Raw genomic sequence first — 23,501 nt, forward strand, 5'->3', positions numbered from 1 at the left:
CGGCAGGAGGGCCGAGATTACTTCAGCAGGACAAGTGATTTGGTTTGGGAGAAATTGCCTGCCTGCAAGCGGTAGAAGTACACGCCGCTCGCAGCACCTGAGGCATTCCACGTAGCCTCAAAGGAGCCTGCATTGAGCTCGCCGTCATGAAGCGTCGAAACCAGCTGGCCAAGTGTGTTGTAAATCTGAAGCGTGACACGCTCTTTCACCGGAATCGAAAACTTGATCGTAGTGCTCGGATTGAACGGATTCGGGTAGTTCTGGGAAAGAACGTAGCCCGACGGAACTTCAGTACTCGATTCCTTCACGTTCGTGAGAACCTGGCCGTAGATCGTGAACGGCATACCCTGAGGAGTAAGCGTTCCCCCCATCGAGAGGTTAACCCAGCCGGCGGCGCCTCGCTGGCGGCCGTTGCCTGTGGTTGTCTGTCCGGGAATGGTAATCGGTGGTGAGAAGGAAAGTCCCGTGATATTCCAATCAAGCCAGTATGTACCCTGCGGCAGGGTCGTGCCGACACCGGCATTGACAATCATCAGTGCGCGCTGGAGGTTGATTGTAGTTTCAGAAATGCGAACCTCTCGCTGCCAGTAGGTTCTTGTCATGCGATTGGTCGTCGTATCTCCCCAAACAACACTACTGCCGGCTGTATCGGGGATGCCATTCCAAATCCGCAAGTTCACAGCGGTTGCACTGGAGTTAATGGTGTCCGGTGTTGTCATCGTGGTATAGCCGTTGAACTTGATAGAGTCGATTCTCCACCCTCCTGATGAGTTCACGTTGATGTCATCCGCCAAACGCACTGTGCCCGTGACGCCAAAGCCGAGAGTCGTCATTCCGAGAGAGGTTTGAAGCACCGAGGCGTTCGTCCCGCCGGGGCCGCCACCGGGCGCAGTCACATACGGGCCGTTGTCATAGATAATGGTGCTTGTCGACGTCGTTTGGCTCGTGCCGAACAGCGCAAAATGGTTCGAAGGATTCGCTACACCGAGTGACGTAACCGTAGCCCACGGGAACGGCGGGATTCCAAACAAGCCTGTAAAATCCTGAATATGGGCCGTCAAGCCTACAGCCGTCGGGCCGTTGTACCAGTTCCAGCGCGTCTGGGAAAGAACGGTTCCCGTGTTGTAAATGGCGTAAACGGAAAGCCAATAGGTACCGCTGTTGAGAACAACCGGTGAGGGCAGCTTCAACCGCAAGCTGTCAAATCTGGGAAGCCCGTTTGCCGGAATAAGCGCGCGATAGTAAATCCGTGTGCCGGGCTTGTTCGCCGGGTCGTTTGCATAGATTGCAACAGCATACGAATCCACGGCACCGGTGACTGTTGAGAAACCGCGTGCATAGATGCTGTCTATCGACCACTGAACGCCTGCCGGCACGACGAAATCATCGGCTGTATTGACCAGCGAGGAGTCGGGATGACGGCCGCGTAGATCGTTTGACACGATGCCCGAGGTTGTCACGTTGATATTGGTGTTGTCCCACAGCAGAACTGCGTTCGGGCTCGATCGCGGAGTTTCCGCGTTCATAAAAGGTCCGGCCTGGATCAAATCCGGAAGAACGATGTTTGCCGGGGCGATTTGTGCAGCCTGCCCGACTGTTACCTGCTGAGTTGTTGCTGCGGCTTCAACGTCGGCAACGATTTTGCCTCCGGGCTCGCCGGCGTTCAATGTTGCGACAAAGGAAACCGCAAACAGAAGAACAAGAAAAACTCGACCATATTTCTCAAATGTCATGAGAAGGTCCTTTCATGCATGTTTATGAATGAATGTGTTTCTGCTGGTAAAGACAGCAGTTGGTACAGATGTACAGTATAAGGCATTCCTTTCAATTAGTGACTGATTTGTTAGTTGGTGAATTACAGATTTCCGCGTAGCGCCTGCTCGCGTTCAATCGCCTCAAACAGAGCCTTGAAATTTCCCTTGCCGAAGCTGCGGCTGCCTTTGCGTTGAATGATTTCGTAGAACAGCGTCGGTCGATCTTCCACGGGTTTTGTGAAGATCTGAAGCATATACCCCTCGTCATCCCGATCGACCAATATGCCGAGTTCGCTCAGTTGGTCAACCGGTTCGTCAATCTTGCCGACGCGGGAGAGGAGAGTGTCGTAGTACGCAGTTGGAACACGCAGAAAGTCTATGCCTTGTTTGTGCAGTTTCGTAACCGTGTCAATGATGTTATCGGTGGCCATGGCAATATGCTGAACGCCGGGGCTCCGATAGAAATCAAGGTACTCTTCAATCTGGGACTTGCGCTTTCCGTGGGCGGGCTCATTGATCGGAAATTTGATCCGTTCATTGCCGTTCGACATCACTTTCGACATCAGTGCCGAGTATTCGGTGCTGATGTCCTTGTCGTCGAAATGTTTGAACATTCTGAAGCCCATAACATCTTCATAGAACTTCACCCAGACATTCATCTGACCCCACCCGACGTTCCCCACCATATGGTCGATGTATTTCAGTCCGACGGGACGAGAGACGGTGTCGGGTCCCTCAATGGCCTTGTATCCGGGGAGGAAGGTGCCGGAGTAATTCTTGCGTTCAATAAACGTATGCACTGTATCGCCATAAATGGCAATGGAGGATTTCCGTACTTCGCCGAACTCGTCGTTGAACACCGTCGGCTCCATCACGCCGCGGGCGCCTCGCTTCGTGGTTTCACGATAGGCGGACTCCGCATCATCTACCCACAACGCAATATCCCGAACTCCGTCGCCGTGCAGTTTTACATGATCGCTCACGGGATGGTCGGGTTGCAGTGCCGTGGTAAGCAACAGACGAATTTTGTCTTGCTGAAGAACATAAGAGGCCCTGTCGCGTACACCTGTTTCGGGTCCGCAATAGGCAACCAGTTTGAATCCAAAAGCGGAGCGATAGAAGTGAGCGGATTGTTTCGCATTGCCGCAGAAAAACTCGACGTGATCCGTCCCGTTAATGGGAAGAAAATCAACAGACGTCTCCGCCCGACTTTCCGTCATGGTTGCCATAGACTTGTTCCTTACTTCACTTCGAGTAATGACTATCTGAATTCCTTGTCGATAACGTCAATTTCGCCCGGGTAGGAAATCGGGCCGAAATCGGTTTGGATGGTCGGCTTGACACGCAACGTGATTCTGCTTGCCGAGCCGTTGGCTCCCCCTAAGGCAAGGGCAAGGTTGAGGATGCTCTCGTAACCCTTGTCCCTAAAGAACTTTAAAAGATCCAGATTAATTTGCAAGGGAATAATTGTTTGCTGGCCGGTTCCCGGTATTTTGATCGGGTCTTTGATGTTCCCGCTGACGGTCAGTGTCGTATCAAGAATGAGCGTCCAAGCGAGGCTTGTCAGGGTTGAGGTGGCCTGAGTTGTGCCGCCGGTGCCGTCATTCGGGTTAAAAACGGCGATATTGAGCGTAAATGCGGCTGGCAGATCGTTACGATTGTACGCGGAAAGCAACTTTGCCCCATCCAGAAGAGTGAAACTCGTCTTGCCGGACAGTGGGATTCCGGCAAGCTGAAAGCCATCGACCGTGTCAAGCTTGAATTTCGTTCTGGAGAGATTTGTCATCATCCCGGACATTTCCTTGAGCGTGGAGCAGGAGAGGGTGGATAGAGACAAGACTATTGCTGTTAAGAATAGAAGTCTCACAGCGGGATTTCGAAGAAGTATCAGAATCATACCGGAACAGATAATTTGATGGTCTTGAGAGAACGTATCAGCCTTTCGTTTTCCGCCATGGTGCCGATCGTGATCCGGATACAATGCGGCAATCTGAATGCAGGCAGTGGCCGGATAATAACGCCTAACTTCAGCAGTTCGTTGTACAATTCTGTTACGGCGGCCGGACTCTCCATCGGACACATGACGAAGTTGGCATCCGAAGGGAGAACGGTGAATCCGAGATTCTTGAGTTCGGGAACGATATACTTCATTCCTTCGGCGTTTACTTCAAGCGAGCGATGAACAAATACGCTGTCGCGTAAAGCACCGATGCCTGCTGCCTGCGCAAGCGTACTCGGTTCGAAGGGGAGCTTCACTTTCAGCAGGTTCGTGATCAGCGTATCATGCGCAAAGCCGTACCCGATGCGAATGCCCGCAAGTCCGTACACCTTGGAAAATGTACGGAGCGTGATCACATTATCGTACCGGTAGTGCATCGAGTCGGGGTACTTCGGATTGTCTTTGGCGTACTCGAAGTAGGCCTCATCCAGAATAATCAACACATGCGGCGGAACATGTTTCATAAACTCGTCGAATTCATGCGTTGTGAAGATCGTGCCTGTCGGGTTGTTCGGATTGGCGAGATAGATGATTTTTGTGCGGGGCGTAATGGCAGCCGCAATCGCCGGCAGGTTGAAATGATACTCCTTCAAGGGAACGGTAACAAGCTTCACGCCGCGTGACTTGACAAGAACATACAGCCCCACGAACGTTCCCTCTGAAGTCAGAACTTCATCATCATCACACAAGAACGTTCTGATGATGCTTGACATGATCCCCTCCGAGCCGGCATCGACAATCACATTTCCCAACTGCACATCGAACCGTCCCGCAAGTACTTCGCGCAAGTCCAATCCGCCATTCGGATAGTAATGCAGATCATTCAGTACGTTCTTCATTTCCTCGAGAGCAAGGGGAGAAGGGCCGAGCGGGTTCTCGTTCGAAGCGAGCTTGATGATATCGGTAAGGCCGAGTTCTCGCTGTAATTCGGAAATCGGTTTGCCCGCTTTGTAAGGCTCTAACGTCTCAATATAGGGAGGTACAAGTGACATTTTCTGTGCTTTCATGATCGACGACAGACCGGAAGAAAGATAGGAAAGCCCTGTCTGAAAGGCAACGAGTTGAAAAAATCGTGAAGGTTTTAGATTGTCCTTCGATCAGGATCAGACAATTCGCCGGGTACGTCTTTCTTTCTGCGGGCATCTATGGGATTCTCCTGCTAACCCCGGTGTATTTCATGGAGAAGCAAGTCGGCATTGACTATCCGCCGCCGATAACACATCCCGAGATTCCGTACGATACCGCATGATGCTGCTGCCTTCCGTTCTGGAGAAATTCGGCTTTGCGATTGCCGTTTTGTGGCTGTTTGCGCAGAATCGGGTTCCGGCACCGCCAGCGGGGTTCGGATTTGTTGATGCTGTTCCCGGAGTTCTGTTCATCGTGGCATTTCTGAAACGAAGGGGGTGGAAGCAACAAATCAGGTTGAAGCGTCGTAACTGAAGGCACATGTTCCGCTGAATGTTGGGTCTCATTGCATATAGAGGAGGTAGTGTTATGAAGCAGATTGTATTTCTTGCGTTCCTGTTTGTTGCCGCATCTTCCTACTCCCAAGAAGCAGCCCCTTATCCGCCCGCCCCTGACAATGTGTTATCTGTGACAACGCTGGTAGCGAAGGATGAACCCGGCGCAAAGCTCGTTATTACCGGCACAGCCTACAAAGCGGACGGCAAAACTGTGTACCCCGATTTAGTGATCTACCTGTATCAAACCGATGCGACAGGCGTGTACAATACGGCAGATGGCAACTGGCAACGCCCGCGCATTCGAGGCTGGGTGAAAACAGATGATAAGGGGAGATATGAAATCCGGACAATCAAGCCCGGCTCATATCCCCGCAGCCGGAATCCGGCACACATTCACGCCATCGTCCGGCTTCCGGACGAAAAGCCGAAGTGGATAGACGATTTTCTTTTTGAAGGAGATGAATTCTTGTCCGAGAGGGACGTGCAGCGAGCGGCGAAATCGGGGACATTTTCCAACATCATGAAAGCGACAATTGATAACGACGGAACGCTTCGATGCACGCGTAGTATTGTGATACAGTAACTTCAGCCTTCCTCCTTTAGCTCAAGATGTGCCGGAACTCCGGCACATCTTGCTTCTCTTAAGCATACAGCGTACTTTCAAACACCTCATCCGGCTGTATCACCATTCGTATCATACAATGAAAGGGGCGTTCATGGCTCGTCGTGTCAGTACATTCTTCCTCATGTTGCTTGCAGCAAGCATTGCTGTTTCAGCGGTAAAACCGAATCGCCAACAAAGAGTGTTCAATCCGGAAGATGAGGTGATTCCGGGTGTTCTCATCATCAAGTTTCTCCCGGGCGTGGAAGTAGTTGAAGGATCGAATCGAACCACGTCATCCGACATCAACCTTCATCTCATCGAAGAGGGCGTTCTTTCGCTCAAGAAAACAGCCGGCTTTGTTCCGCAAATCGACGCATTGCGCATCGCCGAAGGCTGGGTTGATGTGTCGAGAATCTACACCGCGGAAATTTCTTCTGCTGCCGATCCCCGTCTCATTGCGAGCCGTCTCGGCGCTATCGAAGGCATTGAATACGCCGAGCCGAAGTTCATGAACTACATCAACGACACGCCGAACGATCCACTCCTTTCCAATCAAAGCAATATGTTCACGCGTATGAACGCCTACAACGGGTGGACGATTGCCAAGGGAGATACCGGCGTTTACATTGCTGTTGTGGACGGTGGTACGTACTGGCTGCATGAAGATTTACAGCCCAACTACCGCTTCGGTTGGAATTTTGCAAACAACACGAACAATCCTCAAGGACTTCCGAACACACCCAACAGTGCGGCACACGGTACGGCTACCGCAAGTCATTTCGGCGCACGCACCAACAACGCAATTGGCATGGCGGGTTCAAGCTGGAACTGCAGCATCATCGCGATCAACGCCGCCTCGCCGACGAATGATAATGGCATCGCATTCGGGTATGAGGGAATTGCCTACGCATACGCCAACGGCGCAAAGGTGATCAATTGCAGTTGGGGGAGAACGGGAGGCTATTCACAGTTTGAGCAGGACTTGATTACCGCCGCCACACAGGCGGGCGCGCTGGTTGTGTGTGCAGCAGGAAACGGCACAAACAACAACGGCGTCGGCAAACTGAACGACTCGAATCCCGACTTCCCGCCGAGTTACAGGAACGTTCTTGCCGTCGGTGCGACAAATTCTACATCCGATGCGCGGGCAAGCTTCTCAAACTACGGCCGGACTGTCCCTGTCTACGCGCCGGGTGTGAGCATCTTCAGCGCGTTTCACGGCGGCGGGTACGGCAATGGCGGAAACGGGACGTCGTATTCGAGTCCGCTGGTTGCGGGACTCGCGGGCATCATCAAATCACTTCATCCGACTTGGACTCCGCGCCAGATTGCGCTGCAAATCAAAACAACATGCGATTCAATTGACGGCGCGAACCCGGCGTTGGCGGGCAACCTTGGCCGGGGCCGCGTGAACTTTGCCCGGGCACTTACGGAATCGCATGCAGGAATTGAAATCCTCTCAGCCAACATTCGAACGCCCGGCGGCAGAACTCTTTTTCTCCAAAATGACACGATCCTCATGACGCTGTCGGTGCAGAATATTCTCTTCGCTCCGGCAAACAACCTCGTGTTTACGGCAACATCATCCAGCGGGTCGGTGACGGTTCTGCAGGGGACAGGAAATGCCGGAACTGTAGCACCGGGACAAACGGTGGAAGTTCCGACATTTCAATTCAGAGTAGGAACATTAACTGCTTCGCAGGATGTCGTGTTGCGTGTTGACTGGGTTTCGAACACGAACGAACGCGATAGTTGGGCGTACAAGGTAACCGTCTTTCCTGCAATACCGCAATGGGAAACTCAGGCAAGTCCGACAACCCTCAGCTTATACAGCGTCAAAGTTGTGAATCAGGAGGTTGTATGGGCCTCCGGCGGCAACGGAAGCGGAACAGCCCCGGTCGTGATCCGGACATCGAACGCCGGCACGAACTGGCAAAACGCTACAGGCAATCTCACCGGAGTGGATCTGTATTGCATAACGGCAATCGACGCGGACCGTGCCTGGGTCGGAACCGGTAACGGCAGAATTTATGCGACAACAGATGGCGGTACAAGCTGGAATCAACAAACATATCCGGGCACGCAATCGCCCTTTATCAATGCGGTGTGGATGTTCAGCAACGGTACAGGATATTCACAAGGCGATCCGGCAAGCGGCGGCAGATTTGTTGTGCTGAAAACAACCGACTACGGCGCAACGTGGGCGCATCTTGTGAATGAACCCGTTGGCGGAGCCAGCGAAGCGGGCTGGAACAATTCCTTCGCAATGACCGATGAGAATACTATCTGGTTCGGGACGAATGCGAGCAGAGTGTGGCGCTCGACCGACGGCGGCGGTTCGTGGACTTCAGCCGCATCGGGCGCAACGAACAGCTATGCCGTATCGTTCAAAGATAATCTCAACGGCATTGTTGCGCATTCGACAGGCGTCATCAGAGTAACGGTGAACGGCGGCGAAACGTGGACAGCGGCAACGAGTCCGACAACTGCCGCTATTCTCGGTCTGTCATTCCCTGCAAGCGCAAACTTCGCCTGGACGATCGCAGGGGCAATCCCGTACCGTTCAACCAACAACGGATCCAACTGGTCGGCCCAGACCGTGTATCCGATTAGCGGGACCTTGAATCATATCTCATTCATCGATACCAGCAACGGGTGGGGCGTAACATCGAGCGGCGAGGTGATCAGGTACAGGCCTCCCGGAACCACCGGCGTTGCCGGACAAGCCGGTTTGCCGGAGGGATTGATGTTGGAACAGAATTATCCGAACCCGTTCAATCCGGCAACGGAAATCAGATTTCATACATCGGAAGTCCGTCATGTTGCACTGACGGTGTATGACGTTCTCGGGCGGAAAGTTGCAACACTGGTGAACGATGTGAAGCCCGCCGGAACGCATTCTGTATTATTCAATGCGGAAGGAGTTTCGAGCGGCGTTTATTACTACACGATGAAAGCGGGCAATTTCACGGTAACGAAGAAAATGGTGCTTCTGCGCTGAAAGCGGATGAACACACCTGACTCTTCGGAACGCGTTACGGCGCAGCGGGCATTTCGGACGCTCTTCGTCATGCTCGCATTACTTGTTGTTTCCGCGACGCTCACCCTGATCACCGTCGAGCATCCGGGGAGTGTTGTCGTTGCATCAGAGAACCCGACGCCGTTCGGCTACACTGTAAGCCTGCTTCTGTTTATCATGCCGTTGAGTGTTCTCGCGTGGTGGTTCTTGCGAAATCCGGCCTTACAGTTTCCGAGAACAGCATTCTGGTGGACGATCGGCGTGCTTGTTCCGAGCGGACTCGTTCTCGACATTCTGTTCGGAACCACCTTCTTCACATTTGAAAACGGCGGCGCCCATCTCGGTATTCTGATTCCTGCGCTCGGCGGATCGGTTCCGGTGGAGGAGTTCGTTTTCTACGTCGCCGGCTTTGCCCTCGTTCTTCTGATGTATGTCTGGTGTGATGAGTATTGGCTGAAGGCCTACAATATTCCCTCGTACGAGGAAGAAGCAAAGAGCATAACACGAATCGTCCGCTTCCATCCGGGATCGCTGGTTCTTGGCGGAGTGTTGCTTGCGGCCGCGTTCGCCTACAAGAAACTTTTCAGCGCTTCTCCCGAAGGCATGCCGTGGTATTTCACATACCTCGTGCTTGTAGCGATTGTTCCGGCGGCGGGATTTTTCGAGACGACGAAACCGTTCATTAACTGGAGGGCATTCGGCTTCACCGTCTTTCCGATTCTGCTGATCAGTCTTTTGTGGGAGGTCACGCTCGCCATTCCGTATCAATGGTGGGGATACAGGGAGGAGGCTCTCATCGGCCTGAGCATCGGAGCATGGTCACGTCTCCCCGTCGAGGCCGTTTGTGTGTGGCTCGCCGTAACGTTCACGACGGTGATCATCTACGAAGTGATGAAGGTGTGGAAAGCCACAGGCAAGCGGGCACGTGAAGCGTTTTTTGGAACCCGCATGAACCGACCCTGATTGACCATGTCCGATCGTAAACGCCTTCGTCGTTCAACGCGCAACAAGATGATTGCAGGAGTCTGTGCAGGGTTGGCTTCATGGCTTGGTTGGGATGTGACTGTTGTGCGCGTTCTCTTTGTCGTCGGGTCGTTCATTCCTGTGATACCGGGCTTTCTTGTATATCTTGTGCTCTGGATTGCTGTGCCCTCTGAGAGGTAGTTCATCTTGCTGTATCGAGTTCTTTCTCAATCATTCATATAGGAGGTGTGTCATGTTTCACTCGTTGCTCAAATATATCGCGGCTGCAATCATCGCTGGCTTTACAGCGCAGGAGGCGGCAGCCCAACTGGAAACACCGCAACCGAGCCCGAAAGGGAAGATCGAACAAAAAGTCGGAGTCATGAATGTCTCCGTCTCGTATTCGCGTCCCGGCGTGAAAGGGCGGAAGATCTTCGGCGATCTTGTGCCCTTCGGACAGGAATGGCGGACAGGCGCCAACGAACCCACAACCATCACATTCAGCGATCCTGTCAAGATTGAAGGACAGGATTTACCCGCGGGAACATATTCCCTCTACTCCATTCCGCAAGAACAAGAGTGGACAGTCATCCTCAACAAGAAAACATCCGGCCCGCCGCGTGATACGAAAGAAGATGCCATCACCCTCAAAATACAGCCCTCGCGTACGGCAAATCTTGTCGAAACCTTCACCATCAACATCACTGATATCACAACGAACGCCGCCAACCTCGAACTGGCTTGGGAGAACACCGTGGTGAAGTTCCGGATGGAGTTCGACGTCGATACGAAAGTGATGGCCGCAATCAAGCGTACAATGGAAAACCCGCTTGCCGCTGCCGCGAACAACTACTATCAATCAGCATCGTACTACTATTCGACAAACAGGGAACTGAAAACCGCGCTCGAATGGGTGGACAAATCCCTCGACATCAACAAAAATCCCTACTGGGTATGGCGGCTGAAGTCGCAAATCCAGGCGGCACTCAAGGACTACAAAGGCGCAATCGTTTCGGCGGAGATGAGTAAAGAACGCGCAAAAGCCGCGGGCAACGAACAGTTTGTGAAGATCAACGAAGCCGCTATTGCGGAGTGGAAGGGAATGAAGTAGCAGGAGATGTTGAACGAATTGATTGATGGACATACGCCGTTTCAAGTACGAACGACGTAGCTGCCGGGGATGCATCGGGTGCGAAGCAGGTACGAAGCGGGAGCGAACGAGCTGCGAACCGGCGGCGGCGGACGGCAATTCAACAGCGTACGCTGTGTTGCGTAAACAGTGGAGGGGTCGTGACCGGGCGGAAGCACGTGTATATCATCACGCAAGCAATTGTTCTTCCGGATTTCGGGAGATGTGCAGAAGCGGGACGGAGTCCCGCGCTACAGCGTGTAGCGCGATTCCCCGAATCGCCCCTTGCGCAAGTTCAGCCCAAACGGGGCGGGATATTACAGCCGGGGACGAAGTCCTCGGAATTCATCATCACAGAAGTTCACACAACCCTGAAGGGGTTGGATATCATCAGCGGTATCTCACCCTTTCAGGGTGATGTGGGGTTCTCGTATTTTCTGGCTTGGGACTTCGTCCCAAGCTGTAGTATCTGACCCCCGCCAAAAGGTAAGGCACGGCGGGCAAGCCGGTGGGGTCGGGTGCGGACGGCCTCGTGGCTTTGCAATGCTTGATGCGGGACGGAGTCCCGCGCTACAGCTTGTAGCGAGACTCTCTGAATCGCCCAGCCTCGTTGCTTTGCATGGCCTGATGCGGGACTGAGGCCCGTGCTAAGCTTGTAGCGCGATTCTCCGAATCGCCCCTTGCGCAAGTTCAGCCCCAACGGGGCGGGATATTATAGCCGGGGACGAAGTCCCCGGAATTCATCATCACAGAAATTCACACAACCCTGAAGGGGTTGGATATTATCAGCGGTATCTCACCCTTTCAGGGTGATGTGGGGTTCTCGTATTTTCTGTCTTGGGACTTCGTCCCAAGCTATAGTATCTGACCCCTTCGGGGTCATGCCGGCAAAGGGCTGGAACGATACCCAGGTCATCGTGGACCATGACGACAACACGAGAACATCCGGCAGACAAGATAGTGTTACTGAATGTCTGCCCGCCTGCGGTGGGGTGCGAGTAAACGGCAGGCGGACGTGACGCCCGGTTTTATATCTGCTGAAATTGTATCATGCAAATGCCCCGTTGCGCTACGGGGCATTTTTGTTTCTGTGACTCATTCGAATAGGTTAGCTCGGCTGTTACGGGCAAGTCGGCTACTAAAGGGAAAATCCAGCCAATTTTGTGCTATTGACTTCGCACAACATATGTACTATATTGCGCCGTCAAAAAAAAGCCAGGTCGTAAACCCAAATGCCACGGATGTATCTGTGACTTACTGGTTCAGACCTGAGAGCGCTCTCCCCGCATTCCGGGCCTAACGCCCTCACTTCTCCACCTCTCAGCCACACATCAGAGTAACAACGAAGTGCAACTATTTCGTTTTCTACAATGCCGTTATTCTGTTCTCTCTATATCTCAGACGGTTTAACGTAGCAGTTTTCCCGGTTCCATCCATACTCACACAAGGAAGGAGGCATTATCAAAGTTCTCCTCATTGTCGTGCCGGCACTTGCGGCCTTCTGCAGCGTCGTAGTCTACCTTGCCCAGGATCATCCTGCAATGGGTGTCCTCTCTTCACTGGTGATCGGGTTTGCTCCGCTCATCGGTCTGGGTGTCCTCATCATCCTTGATGCGCTTATTATCTCGTTTTTCATCTGTGCTGCCGAGAAGATCTTCGTCGATGTTGATGACGACGTTGTGCCAGAGCGACATCTCAAAAGTAGATGGCATCGTGTCGAACACCCCCTGCCTGATCAGCTTTCCGATCGTATTTCTCTCAAAGAACACAGCCCGCCCGGATTCCTTTTTTCATAAGACGTTGTGAACACGGGTCCTTCGGATTCTTGTGCAGTACCGAACCCGGACTCAATACCAAATCGAGAGCACAGAGTGTCACGTACCCGGACGGTACTGTTTCTATACAGTCTCGCTTGGTTGTGATGCTGCCAGTTGCCGTCCAATGAAATTATTTGACCTGGGACAATGGAAGGGTGAAGAATATGAATGCAACCAGTATGTCTGCGTTCCGGATTGCTGTCGTCGCGACAGTGATAGGATTGTTTTTCGTTACCGCCGGATATGGACAAACGGAGAAGGGCGATTTTGAGGTAGGCATCGAAGTAGGGCCGTCTTTAGTCATTGCAACCGGCGGTCATGAAGCGATTGGCGCTTTGCTTTTGGCGGTCGAGCCCCATGCCGGCTATTTTCTCACCGACGCTCTCGCTGTGGGAGCCACGGTTTTTCTGTTTCGTCCATTCGATAGCGATCCTTCACAGTCTGCCATTTCCTTCGGAGCGGCGTACGCTTATGTGAACTACCATTTCAATGCGGGCGGTACCTGGTCTCCGTACGTTGGTGGCAGACTCGGTGTGTTCAATGCAAATTCAGCCGCGCTCTTTGCGGCGAGTGCCCAGGCCGGCCTGCAGTTCTTTGCTGCCCGTCAGTTTTCGATCAACTTGCAGCTCGAGGTCGGAACAATTGCGGGATCGGCAGGATCCGGGTCTGTCTTCCTGTCAACCCTGGGTATTGGCATGTCGTATCATATCAAGTAATGGTCTTCGACGGCGGATGGTAGGTGTAACTGTTAACAACCCAAAGGAGCAACACAAATGAAACTCGCTCACAGAATCGGCTCATATTTTTGTCTTTTGGGAATAACCATATTTGTGTTGGATGGATGTGGTACTTCGTATGAGGTTACCCCACCACCGGGAAGAGGAGATTACTCTTACAACGATCTCAATACCGAGTTTTTGGAGAAGGAAGTGGTTATCGAACTCAACGACGGGAGAGAAATGCATGCCAGGCAAATTCATGTCATCGCCGACTCTCTGTCATGGAACGAGTCTCTCACCGGAGCACACTATACGGTTGCAGTCAGCGATCTGAAAAGAATCAGTCGGAGGAATCATCTGTTGGGAGGCCTTGAAGGGCTCGGGTTTGGCGTACTTGTCGATGTGGCCGCGCTTGTGGCAATCTCCTCCGCCTCTTCGCGCGAGTTTCCTATCGGCGGGTTCTTCGTTCTAATGGGGGTCCCACCCGTGGTTGCAGGGCTCGGCGCCGTCATGGGACATCGATACGAATACAACTTCCCGGTGGATTCAACGAATGCAAAGCAGAAGTAGAGTTTGGGCTGTGAAAATATAAATCGGCCATTCTTTGTTACGGGCACTGCACAGAACTACGCAATTACGAATCGCCAACGTTATATGTCATTTGTCTGCAACCTTCAGACGAAAAATGCTCTTGTCCCGTACCCTTTCACGAAAGGAGATACACATGAACAACAATATCATATTCCTCTTGGTGGTGTCTTGCCTCTTCACCATCACGAATCCAGTACATTCCCAATGGATTCAAACCAACGGCCCGTATGGCAGCACTGTCAAGTGCCTTGCCGTCTCCGGCATTGATCTCTTTGCCGGGATTAGTGATGACCGTGTTGTCCCCACCACCGGCGTCCATTTCCAATATTCGAGGAGGCACTCATGAATACAAGAATGGTTTTCTTCATGCTCGTGTGCGCAGGAACGTTACACGCCCAAGATTTTTGGGAGCCTGTGCTTCCATCGGGCTTTGCTCTTTCGTTTGCCGCAAATTCACAGGGCTACATTTACACGACAGGTTTTTACCGTTCGACTAACGGAGGAACAACCTGGGCGCTGATAAATTCCGGTCTTCAATCGGGTGGCATCTTCGTTGCCGTAAATCCGTTGAACGATGATTTGTTCGGTTCCGTGGGAAGCAAGATCTTCCGGTCAACAAACAATGGAGACTCATGGACTCTGCAGGATTCGGTGACGTTTCACGCGGATGGAGTGCGATTAACTTTGAACAACCAAGGGATTCTGTTTGGATACGCAGATACCCTACGCAGGTCGACTGATAACGGAATTACATGGACTGTTATCCACAGCGGATTGCCGTTCGGCCAGATACCTGACCTTCGGGTTCACCCGAACGGAAATCTCCTTTTGGCACGCAAGGGTGATTGGTTGTTTCGCTCTACTGATAATGGCAACAATTGGATAGCAGTTACGCTCCCGCCCATACCGCCCCCGCCGGGGCCTGATGCCGATGCGATTGCATTTGGTTCCGGAGATAAAGTCTACGTGGGAGATGACGGGCTGGGATTTTTGGGATCGACAAATGGTGGTTCCTCATGGACACAATTGAACAACGGACTGCCGAATACATTCGTGTGGGCATTAGCGGTAACTAATGGAGGAGATATTTTTGCAGGGATGGCAAATGGCGGGGTGTACCGTTCCACCAATGGCGGAGCCCAATGGGATAGTATCAATACAGGTTTGAATTCGCAATCGAGAAGAATCTACTCACTGTTCATAGCACCGAGCGGTCATATCTTTGCAGGAACCACCGGGGGAATATACCGCAGCGCGCAGCGCGTGTCGTATGTGGGAGAAGGTGGAAAGAGTTTCGCCACTCAATATTCTCTCTCTCAAAATTACCCGAATCCATGTAATCCGAACACGACCATACGTTATCAGCTACCCCAAACGGCAGTTGTGGTGTTACGGATTTATGATATTCTCGGTCAAGAGGTCGCAACACTGGTGAATAGGGAGATACAGGCGGGAAACTATGACATCACGTGGAACGCCGGCGGGATGGCAAGCGGAGTCTATTTCTATCAAATCCATGCCGGTGATTTTGTTCAAACCAGAAAGTTGATTCTTATCAGATGATCAGGCACAACGGAACCGGTTTTCATCACGGTTGGCAATGATTGGCAAGACGATGTCGCATTACAAGATTCTTAAGAAGCTTGGAGAAGGAGGAATGGGCGTGGTGTTGGATGTGGAGCCGGATCGGGAATTGGTATTGCGGTGGCCCCCGAAGGAAAAGAGAGAATGAAGAACGCCAGATGCCCAAAACGCAATGACTAAACTCTTTGGAGGAAACATGATTTCACGGACAAACATACGATTGATGCTTTGCTTCACGGTTTTCTGCTGTCTGTTTTGTACAACGGTTGCCTCCGGGTCCGGCAAGGTTGGCATCTACGCCATCCGTATGGTTCCATACGGAGCAGACGCGGAGAAATATACACGACCCAGCTGGGGAGCGGGACTCCACGCTGTGTTTCCATTGCCGGTTGTTTCGCAACTGTTTGCCATCACCTGCGGATTGGAATTGGTGAATTTTCTCGAAAAGGAGATCGATCTCAGGGAACCGGTCACGGGACTGCGCGTTCAACAAAAGACAAGTCAGGATTTCATTCGTCTCTTTGTGGGCGGACAGATCGGAGGACACGGGAACGGTTTCCTTCGGCCTCACGCGGGCATCTCCCTGGCTCTTATTCACAACCAGTTCACCATCGATAATGTCGTCCCAAACGACAACGATCCCAACAATCCAATCTCCCAAAACGTGAAGGATGTGAGCAGCACTGTATTTGGATACGATCTGACACTCGGACTGGATTTGAATTTCTCAAACACCGTTGCGCTTGATGGCGGCGTGAAGTATGTCAAGAGCTTTTCTGTTCCCCAACAACTCGGTGCAGATGCCGCCAAGATCTATCCACAATATTTCCAGATATACCTCGGCGTTGGCGTCTCATTTGACATATTCAAGAAAGCAGAGGATCGCCTGCACGAGTGATCACAGCTCCGCCTTCATTGAGCGGTTCCGTCCCATACAGTTGTTGGAATGAGCCAATAGTGTCGATGGTTACCACGCACTTATTTCAAAGGAGGAACGATGAAAGCAACTTTGCCCGTACTCATATGCGCTGCAATTCTGGTGCACAATGTTTTACCTGCACAATTCGCCCAGCAGGGAAATAAACTTGTCGGCACGGGTGCTGTAGGCAATGCATACCAAGGCCGGTCTGTCGCACTCTCGGCGGACGGAAATACGGCGATCGTCGGGGGAGATCTTGATAGTAACAACGCAGGCGCAGCGTGGGTGTACACACGCACTGGTGGCATGTGGACACAGCAAGGAAACAAACTTGTCGGGACGGGCGCAGTGTTCAATGCAGGTCAAGGCATCTCAGTTTCCCTCTCCTCGGATGGGAATACCGCCATCATAGGTGCATATCTTGATAATCTATCTGCCGGTGCAGCATGGGTGTTTACGCGGAGTGGCGGTGTGTGGACTCAGCAAGGAAATAAACTTGTCGGCACAGGGGCGGTGAACGGAACCTTTGGTGCAGCGCAAGGCGCCTCTGTCTCCGTCTCCGCGGACGGCAATACGGCTATCGTGGGTGGTTGGGGTGACAATAACCAGGCAGGAGCAGCGTGGGTGTTCACACGAAGTGGCGGTGTGTGGACTCAGCAAGGAAATAAACTTGTCGGTGCAGGAGCTGTAGGCAATGCAGACCAAGGACAATGTGTTTCCCTCTCCTCGGATGGGAATACGGCCATCGTTGGGGGTCTTCAGGATAATCTTAATGCGGGCGCGGCCTGGGTGTACACTCGGAGCGGCGGTGTTTGGACTCAGCAGGGAGCAAAACTTGTCGGCACAGGTGCTGTAGGCAATGCTCAGCAAGGCACTTCTGTGTCCATCTCTTGGGACGGGAATACGGCCATCGTCGGGGGGTATGGTGACAATAGCAATGCAGGAGCAATGTGGGTGTACATACGAAGTAGCGGTGTGTGGAGTCAGGAAGGGTTAAAACTTGTCGGCACAGGCGCTGTAGGCAGTCCACGTCAGGGCTATTCTGTTTCGCTCTCTTTGGACGGAAATACAGCCATCGTGGGTGGGTTTGGTGACAGTGGCAATGCAGGTGCAGCATGGGTGTACACGCGTGGCGCGTCCGGCGTTTGGGGCCAGAGCGAAGAGGTACCACAGCGATTCAGTTTGAGGCAGAATTATCCCAATCCATTCAACCCGAACACGGTAATCACATACGATGTTGCAGTGAGTTCACGCGTCCTCATGAGTCTCTATGACGCCCTCGGCCGTGAAGTGAGAACGCTTTTAGATGAAGAGAAGACCGCCGGATCATATCAAATCCAATTTGATGCGTCAGACTTGTCCACCGGAGTGTACTACTATCAATTGCGAGCTGGTGAATTTGTTGAAACAAGGAAGCTCATCTTCCTCAAATAGTATCAAATGATACCACGTGTCGGCCCGTTTAGTGGGCTGGCACGTGAGTGTCAGTCGTCGGGCCTCGTTGGTGATGCGGACGATCCTGTGCTGCCTGAGGGCGCGCAGGCCAGACTTCCGGTAGAGGGCGAGATCTTCCTCCGGTTGGTGAAGGGAGAGCTTGACAGAAATCTTCTTGCATAAGGCAACAGGTTTGCCGGCAGGTTCATTCTCGTCAATGGCCAGGTAATGCAGTTGCCCTGTGGCCAAGTCGATCTGGCCGTGAGCGAGGAAGTACTCTTGGACCTGATTAAAGTACGCTTCAGCGAGGATCGGGGTGAGGTTGAAATCGCGTCCAAGCTTCATGATGATCGACTGTCGCACGGACTTGGACGAGAGACGCTTGTGTAACTGCTCGTGATTCATACATGATACCTTCGGAAACGTGGATGATGAAAATACACATTTTTACCTCGGTATCATTTGATACTAACTATAAATGACGTGCAACTGGAAATAGCAGCGCCAAGCACTTCGTTCGATTTATTTGTAAAGGTAACGCACTTGCCAACGCTAGCCGGACAGTTGAACTCACTCCATGCCGCCGTCTACGCTTTCTATATATTGACGGCGGCACGGCGTGCTTGGCGCAACGTTAACTGCAATTGCCCAGACATTAACACAAGGAGAACATGATGACCAAGACTAACCTGTTTCTGATTGGAGCGATGGTCTTTTTCGTTTCGTGTAGCAAGGACACGGAACCGACTGCTACTGGCACGAATGGAACCGATGTCATTCTTCCGCTAAAAGTCGGTAACCAATGGATATACCAATTGACGTACTCCGATACTACCCGTCCCAGCTACGATACAATAGCCGTTACCAGAGATACGCTGATTGGGACCGAGCAATGGTTTCTCGTTCGGGATCTTCGTTTCTTCAGCTTTGGTGTCGGACCAAGGGAAACGTGGTGGACAAACCGTTCAACGGGCCTTTGGGGACGGGACAGTGGGGTTTCATGGCTTGAGTGGAAATTTCCTGCATCCGTTGGTGATTCCTATCTTCGCCCGGATGGAGATACGGTTCGCATTCTTGCCACGAATGTGCCAATCAGTGTTCCAGCTGGTCGGTTTCCTTCGTATCAGTACGGTATCTACAGAGGGTTCCGCTCCGATTATTTCCTCTGTCCCCATGTAGGATATCCGACATTCGGTGAATTCGCTGTCACGGATTCCACTGGCCCTGGGATCATAAGGTTCGTTCGGGTGGAACTCTCAAGGGCGATTCTCAATTGAAACAACTCACATTACCGAGTTCCATCATAGACTCTGGACTGGACCATTGCAGGTATGCAGAAACATCATCTCGTGCGATGAACGGGCAACGGCAGTAGATAGTGTGGAACATCTGCGACACCGAAACGTCGGCTGTGAGCGGAGGGAGGAATGAACCGAAGGGGTTTCCCCCGGCCGTCACGGTTAACATGATGAATATCGCACCGTGACAGCGACATGCCTCCCAGATAATTGTGTCCATCACGGTACATAGTAATTCCGGGAAACCCCCGCCTAATTAATAGCGGGGCAGGCGTGACGGCCGAGCTAACCAGTAAGTATCTCACCCCTTCAGGGTGATGTGGTGGTGCTCGTATTTCCTGTCTTGGGACTTCGTCCCAAGCTATAGTATCTGACCCCCGCTAAAAGGTAAGGCACGGCGGGCAAGCCGTTGGGGTCGGATAAGGCAGCGGGTTTTGGATGACCAGCCTGTTGTGGGACGGAGTCCCGAGCTACAGCTTGTAGCGCGATTCTCCTGAATCGCCCCTTGCGCAAGTTCAGCCCCAACGGGGCGGGATATTATAGCCGGGGACGAAGTCCCCGGACAACATCATAAGAGAAACATTCCCACAACCCTGAAGGGGTTGGATACCATCAGCGGTATCTCACCCTTTCGGGGTGATGAGATCGTTCTTCTGTTTTACTGTCTTGGGACTTCGTCCCAAGCTATAGTATCTGACCCCCGCCAAACCGCCAAAAAAGATCGGCGGTCAGGAAGGTAAGGCACGGCGGGCAAGCCGTTGGGGTCGGGCGCGGATGGCCTCGTGGCTTTGCAATGCCTGATGGGGGACGGAGTCCCGCGCTACAGGTTGAAACGCGGATGGCGGCAGAACCCTCATCTGCACATCATCGGTAGAGACGACCCGGCGGGTCGCCTCTACGCATTACCGGAAAGGCGATGTTGGTGTCACGAAATGCCTGCCCGCCTCCGGCGGGGTACCTGCACAGGGCAGGCGGGCGTAACACCCGGGTTAAAGAATTCAAGGGTTCTTACCTAACGAGAGGACACGCCGGAGGCGTGTCCCTACCAACCCATTTTTTGTAGGGACACGGCTCCGCTGTGTCCGACGGTTTTCTTGGTCGTCATGGAACATTCCATGACGACAAACTGCGCAATGCTGAGTTGTCTCGGAGAAGCGCTTTCGGTGTCACGGAATGGATCGTGACACCGGGTTAAACAACAAGTGGCCGCCCAATGCGGTGGTTTGTTCACAGGTTGCCATAGGCTTCTGTCGCTCCCCCTCATTCTCCTGCCGTAAGATTCCGATTCGCAAAACCCGGAAAATGGAGCAGTCAACAGTCAGTAAATCTGATAGTCGGCCTGATTTTCTCTGGCATCGTATATGAGTACATACTCATATAGTTGATAACTCAGGAAGGAATGATGAAAACCTCAGCAGATTTGAAAGCCGATATTCTCCTCGCTCTTGCACACCCGAACCGTATCCGCATTATTGAATACCTTCGAAAGGATGTACGCTGCAACTGCGAGTTAGCTCCTGCTCTCGAGCTCGAACAATCAAACCTCTCACGACACTTGAAGATTCTGGTTCAGGCAGGCATTCTGAAATCGTGGAAAGATGGGCTCCGCGTCAATTTCAAGGTTACTGATGAGAGGGTTTTCAAGATTCTTGATATCTCACGTGAGATTGCACGAAAAGACGTGGAGAAGAAGGTTGAAGCACTTGAAGAAGGGTAAAGGAGGAAATCCCAATAACCAAGCTCCAAGTTCCAAACAATTTGAAAAGCGCTGTGCAAGTCAACCTCAGTGTTGGATGATGAAAGGAATAAAGCAATGACTATCAAAGTACTCGGACCCGGATGTATGAACTGCAAGACTCTTGAACGACGAACGCTCGAAGCGTTGGAGAAATCCGGCATTCAGGCTACAGTCGAAAAGGTTGTTGATCTCGACGGAATTATTGCATACGGCGTGATGCGAACACCGGGACTGGTGATCAACGAGAGGGTGGTTGTGCAGGGGCGAGTCCCGACAGTTGATCAAATTCATGAGCTGATTGCAGCAGAAGCACGTAAGGTTGCGGCTCAATGAAAGAGTGGATGAAGTTCAGCATCCTTGCCGCGGCGTTCGCCCTTTTCTACTTTGCTCCGATTGATGCGCCTGTTGTGCTCACCGCTCTCGGGGCAGGACTGACGTTGTTGCAGGAATACGCAAGACTTCATGTTCTGACCTGCCTCGTTCCCGCCTTCTTCATTGCCGGAACGATTGCAGTCTACGTCAAGAAGGATGCGGTACTCAAGCTGCTCGGCCCGACAACGAAAAAGTACATCGCGTATCCCATCGCAAGCGTATCGGGAGGCATTCTTGCCGTATGTTCGTGCACGATTCTTCCCTTGTTTACAGGCATCTACAAACGCGGCGCAGGTATCGGGCCGGCGGTGGCGTTTCTCTTCACCGGGCCGGCAATCAACGTCACGGCTATTCTTCTGACGAGCAGCGTGCTTGGCTGGGATTTCGCCATCGGCAGATTGATCGCATCCATGATCATCTCCGTGATTGCGGGTTTGATAATGGCATACGTGTTTCGTGATCATGATTCAAGAAACAGCGCCAACGGCTTTGCATCAGGAATGTCGGGGGATCTCCCTTACTCCAACACTGTTGTCGTTCTCTTTCTTCTCCTTCAGTTGGCAGTATTGGTGGTCTTCGGACTTGCAATTGACCCGACTATGAAAGCTATGATCCTAGTATTGACGATTGCCGCGGCACTGTCCATCGTTTTCCTCAAGTTCCAGAAAGAACACAATGTAGAATGGATCGGCGAGACGTGGGGACTTACAAAGAAGATTCTCCCTTACCTCTTCGTTGGCGTGTTCATTGCGGGAATTATCGAAGTGATTGTGCCGCAGGAGATTGTAACCGGACTTGTCGGGGAGAATACGCTGCTCTCCAATGCCATCGCCTCGACCTTCGGGGCGTTCATGTACTTCGCAACGTTGACCGAGGTTCCCATCATTCAGAAGCTGATGGGACTTGGGATGGGTCGCGGCCCTGCACTGACGTTGTTCCTGACGGGAAATGCGTTGAGTCTGCCAAGCATGATTGTGCTGTTCAACGTGATGGGAAGGAAGCAAGCGGCTACATATATCATCACCATCATGATACTGTCGGTGTTTGCGGGATGGATGTTCGGGGAATTTGTGTGATGGCTGGTCTTCCTGATCCCTGTCGCAGGGGGATCTCACCCTTTCAGGGTGTCGTATTGTTTTAGTGCATGAAGTCTTGGGACTTTGTCCCAAGCTATAGTATCTGACCTCTGCTGGGTCGGTAAGGCAGCGGGTTCTAGATGACCGGTCTGTTGCGGGACGGAGTCCCGCGTTACGGCGTGTTGTTCGGCGATTCAGCCCCAACTGGGCGGGATATTATAGCCGGGGACGAAGTCCCCGGACAACATCATAAGAGAAACATTCCCACAACCCTGAAGGGGTTGGATATCACCAGCGGTATCTCACCCCTTCAGGGTGATGAGATCGTTCCTGTGTTTTTCTGTCTTGGGACTTCGTCCCAAGCTGTAGTATCTGACTCCTTCGGAGTCAACACGGGATGAAGCATTCGCCGGCACTGTCCGACCCCAATGGGGTTAGATGGTAAAGCAGGGGACGAGGTCCTCAGAAAAAGACACACCAACAATCCCGACAAGCAACCCTGAAAGGATTGGACACACGCAGCAGTAATCGAAGAGAAATTGCCTCACTGCTTATAGGTCAGTTATATACGCGACAATGAACATCAACGAATCAGGAACATCATCATGAACTGTATTCACCACTTCATTCTTATTGGAATGCTTCTTCTTGCGGGATTAGACAATCTGACCGCTCAATCAACATCCAACACATCACATACAAACCCTAAAGACAAGCCGCAGACGCCTCTCGTTACCTTTGTTGAGCTTGGCTCCGTGAAGTGTATCCCTTGCCGCCAGATGCAACCGGTGATGAAAGCCATCGAGGAAAAGTATGGCGAGCAGATACGTGTTGTGTTCTATGACGTCTTGAAAGACGACCAGGTACAGTATGCAGACAAGTATCGCATCAGGGTCATTCCCACACAAGTCTTTCTCGACAAAGATGGCAAGGAGTTTTTCCGGCATGAGGGATTTTATCCGGAGGCAGAAATCGACAAACTTCTTCAGAAGCGCGGTCTGAAGATCCTCAAGGGGAAATGA

General features: G+C 52.3%; 25 protein-coding genes. 19 read left to right on the plus strand and 6 right to left on the minus strand.

Annotated elements, in window-relative coordinates:
• Positions 1-17: 17 nt before the first annotated feature.
• The 4 genes from KF749_01445 to KF749_01460 form a co-directional block, all read right to left on the minus strand.
• On the minus strand, positions 18-1,733 hold the full coding sequence (locus KF749_01445) for a T9SS type A sorting domain-containing protein (GenBank protein MBX2989812.1): 1,716 nt from the start codon (positions 1,731-1,733) through the stop codon (positions 18-20).
• 122 nt (positions 1,734-1,855) lie between these two features.
• The gene (hppD, locus tag KF749_01450) at positions 1,856-2,983 is read right to left on the minus strand and encodes a 4-hydroxyphenylpyruvate dioxygenase (protein MBX2989813.1); all 1,128 of its coding nucleotides are present in this window, start codon (positions 2,981-2,983) and stop codon (positions 1,856-1,858) included.
• A gap of 32 nt (positions 2,984-3,015) precedes the next feature.
• The gene (locus KF749_01455) at positions 3,016-3,543 is read right to left on the minus strand and encodes a hypothetical protein (GenBank protein ID MBX2989814.1); all 528 of its coding nucleotides are present in this window, start codon (positions 3,541-3,543) and stop codon (positions 3,016-3,018) included.
• A gap of 104 nt (positions 3,544-3,647) precedes the next feature.
• A complete protein-coding gene (locus KF749_01460) occupies positions 3,648-4,745 on the minus strand; it encodes a histidinol-phosphate transaminase (protein ID MBX2989815.1) in 1,098 nt (365 codons plus the stop codon).
• Between the two features lie 80 nt (positions 4,746-4,825).
• On the opposite strand from KF749_01460, the gene KF749_01465 reads away from it, so the two are divergent.
• The 11 genes from KF749_01465 to KF749_01515 all read left to right on the plus strand — a co-directional run bounded on the left by KF749_01465 (position 4,826) and on the right by KF749_01515 (position 14,037).
• A complete protein-coding gene (locus KF749_01465; protein MBX2989816.1) occupies positions 4,826-5,002 on the plus strand; it encodes a hypothetical protein in 177 nt (58 codons plus the stop codon).
• Positions 4,999-5,193, plus strand: a complete 195-nt coding sequence (locus tag KF749_01470; GenBank protein MBX2989817.1) for a hypothetical protein — start codon at positions 4,999-5,001, stop codon at positions 5,191-5,193. The genes KF749_01465 and KF749_01470 overlap by 4 nt, the downstream gene beginning before the upstream one ends.
• Before the next feature lie 54 nt (positions 5,194-5,247).
• Entirely contained in the window at positions 5,248-5,799 is a 552-nt protein-coding gene (locus tag KF749_01475; protein ID MBX2989818.1) for a hypothetical protein, read from the plus strand.
• A gap of 133 nt (positions 5,800-5,932) precedes the next feature.
• A complete protein-coding gene (locus KF749_01480; protein ID MBX2989819.1) occupies positions 5,933-8,821 on the plus strand; it encodes a S8 family serine peptidase in 2,889 nt (962 codons plus the stop codon).
• A gap of 6 nt (positions 8,822-8,827) precedes the next feature.
• Positions 8,828-9,802, plus strand: coding sequence for a hypothetical protein (locus KF749_01485; GenBank protein ID MBX2989820.1), 975 nt, complete (start codon positions 8,828-8,830; stop codon positions 9,800-9,802).
• A gap of 6 nt (positions 9,803-9,808) precedes the next feature.
• Positions 9,809-10,003: a PspC domain-containing protein gene (locus KF749_01490; protein ID MBX2989821.1), complete on the plus strand. Its 195-nt coding sequence runs from the start codon at positions 9,809-9,811 to the stop codon at positions 10,001-10,003.
• Positions 10,004-10,055: 52 nt separating this feature from the next.
• Positions 10,056-10,913, plus strand: a complete 858-nt coding sequence (locus KF749_01495) for a DUF2911 domain-containing protein (protein MBX2989822.1) — start codon at positions 10,056-10,058, stop codon at positions 10,911-10,913.
• 179 nt (positions 10,914-11,092) lie between these two features.
• Positions 11,093-11,404, plus strand: a complete 312-nt coding sequence (locus tag KF749_01500; protein MBX2989823.1) for a hypothetical protein — start codon at positions 11,093-11,095, stop codon at positions 11,402-11,404.
• 1,068 nt (positions 11,405-12,472) lie between these two features.
• Positions 12,473-12,727 carry a hypothetical protein gene (locus tag KF749_01505; GenBank protein MBX2989824.1) on the plus strand — a complete coding sequence of 85 codons (255 nt, stop codon included), beginning with the start codon at positions 12,473-12,475 and terminating at the stop codon, positions 12,725-12,727.
• A gap of 185 nt (positions 12,728-12,912) precedes the next feature.
• Positions 12,913-13,464: a hypothetical protein gene (locus KF749_01510; GenBank protein MBX2989825.1), complete on the plus strand. Its 552-nt coding sequence runs from the start codon at positions 12,913-12,915 to the stop codon at positions 13,462-13,464.
• Positions 13,465-13,521: 57 nt separating this feature from the next.
• Positions 13,522-14,037, plus strand: coding sequence for a hypothetical protein (locus KF749_01515; GenBank protein MBX2989826.1), 516 nt, complete (start codon positions 13,522-13,524; stop codon positions 14,035-14,037).
• A 136-nt stretch (positions 14,038-14,173) separates the two neighbouring features.
• On the opposite strand, the gene KF749_01520 is transcribed toward KF749_01515, so the two are convergent.
• A complete protein-coding gene (locus tag KF749_01520; GenBank protein ID MBX2989827.1) occupies positions 14,174-14,398 on the minus strand; it encodes a hypothetical protein in 225 nt (74 codons plus the stop codon).
• A gap of 2 nt (positions 14,399-14,400) precedes the next feature.
• Here KF749_01520 and KF749_01525 point away from each other — a divergent pair, with 2 nt between their 5' ends.
• The 3 genes from KF749_01525 (at position 14,401) to KF749_01535 (ending at position 17,995) form a co-directional block, all read left to right on the plus strand.
• Positions 14,401-15,621, plus strand: coding sequence for a T9SS type A sorting domain-containing protein (locus KF749_01525; protein MBX2989828.1), 1,221 nt, complete (start codon positions 14,401-14,403; stop codon positions 15,619-15,621).
• A 217-nt stretch (positions 15,622-15,838) separates the two neighbouring features.
• A complete protein-coding gene (locus KF749_01530; GenBank protein MBX2989829.1) occupies positions 15,839-16,540 on the plus strand; it encodes a hypothetical protein in 702 nt (233 codons plus the stop codon).
• Positions 16,541-16,639: 99 nt separating this feature from the next.
• Entirely contained in the window at positions 16,640-17,995 is a 1,356-nt protein-coding gene (locus tag KF749_01535; GenBank protein ID MBX2989830.1) for a T9SS type A sorting domain-containing protein, read from the plus strand.
• On the opposite strand, the gene KF749_01540 is transcribed toward KF749_01535, so the two are convergent.
• Positions 17,912-18,400, minus strand: a complete 489-nt coding sequence (locus tag KF749_01540; protein MBX2989831.1) for a DUF1670 domain-containing protein — start codon at positions 18,398-18,400, stop codon at positions 17,912-17,914. The genes KF749_01535 and KF749_01540 overlap by 84 nt on opposite strands.
• 266 nt (positions 18,401-18,666) lie before the next feature.
• Here KF749_01540 and KF749_01545 point away from each other — a divergent pair, with 266 nt between their 5' ends.
• From KF749_01545 to KF749_01565, 5 genes are all read left to right on the plus strand, one after another.
• A complete protein-coding gene (locus tag KF749_01545; protein MBX2989832.1) occupies positions 18,667-19,272 on the plus strand; it encodes a hypothetical protein in 606 nt (201 codons plus the stop codon).
• A gap of 1,420 nt (positions 19,273-20,692) precedes the next feature.
• A complete protein-coding gene (locus KF749_01550) occupies positions 20,693-21,010 on the plus strand; it encodes a helix-turn-helix transcriptional regulator (protein ID MBX2989833.1) in 318 nt (105 codons plus the stop codon).
• 96 nt (positions 21,011-21,106) lie between these two features.
• Positions 21,107-21,364, plus strand: a complete 258-nt coding sequence (locus KF749_01555; protein MBX2989834.1) for a TM0996/MTH895 family glutaredoxin-like protein — start codon at positions 21,107-21,109, stop codon at positions 21,362-21,364.
• Positions 21,361-22,479 carry a permease gene (locus tag KF749_01560; protein ID MBX2989835.1) on the plus strand — a complete coding sequence of 373 codons (1,119 nt, stop codon included), beginning with the start codon at positions 21,361-21,363 and terminating at the stop codon, positions 22,477-22,479. The genes KF749_01555 and KF749_01560 overlap by 4 nt, the downstream gene beginning before the upstream one ends.
• Before the next feature lie 605 nt (positions 22,480-23,084).
• Entirely contained in the window at positions 23,085-23,501 is a 417-nt protein-coding gene (locus KF749_01565) for a thioredoxin family protein (GenBank protein MBX2989836.1), read from the plus strand.

The sequence above is a fragment of the Bacteroidota bacterium genome (assembly GCA_019637975.1).
Lineage (GTDB): Bacteria > Bacteroidota > Ignavibacteria > UBA10030 > UBA6906 > CAADGV01.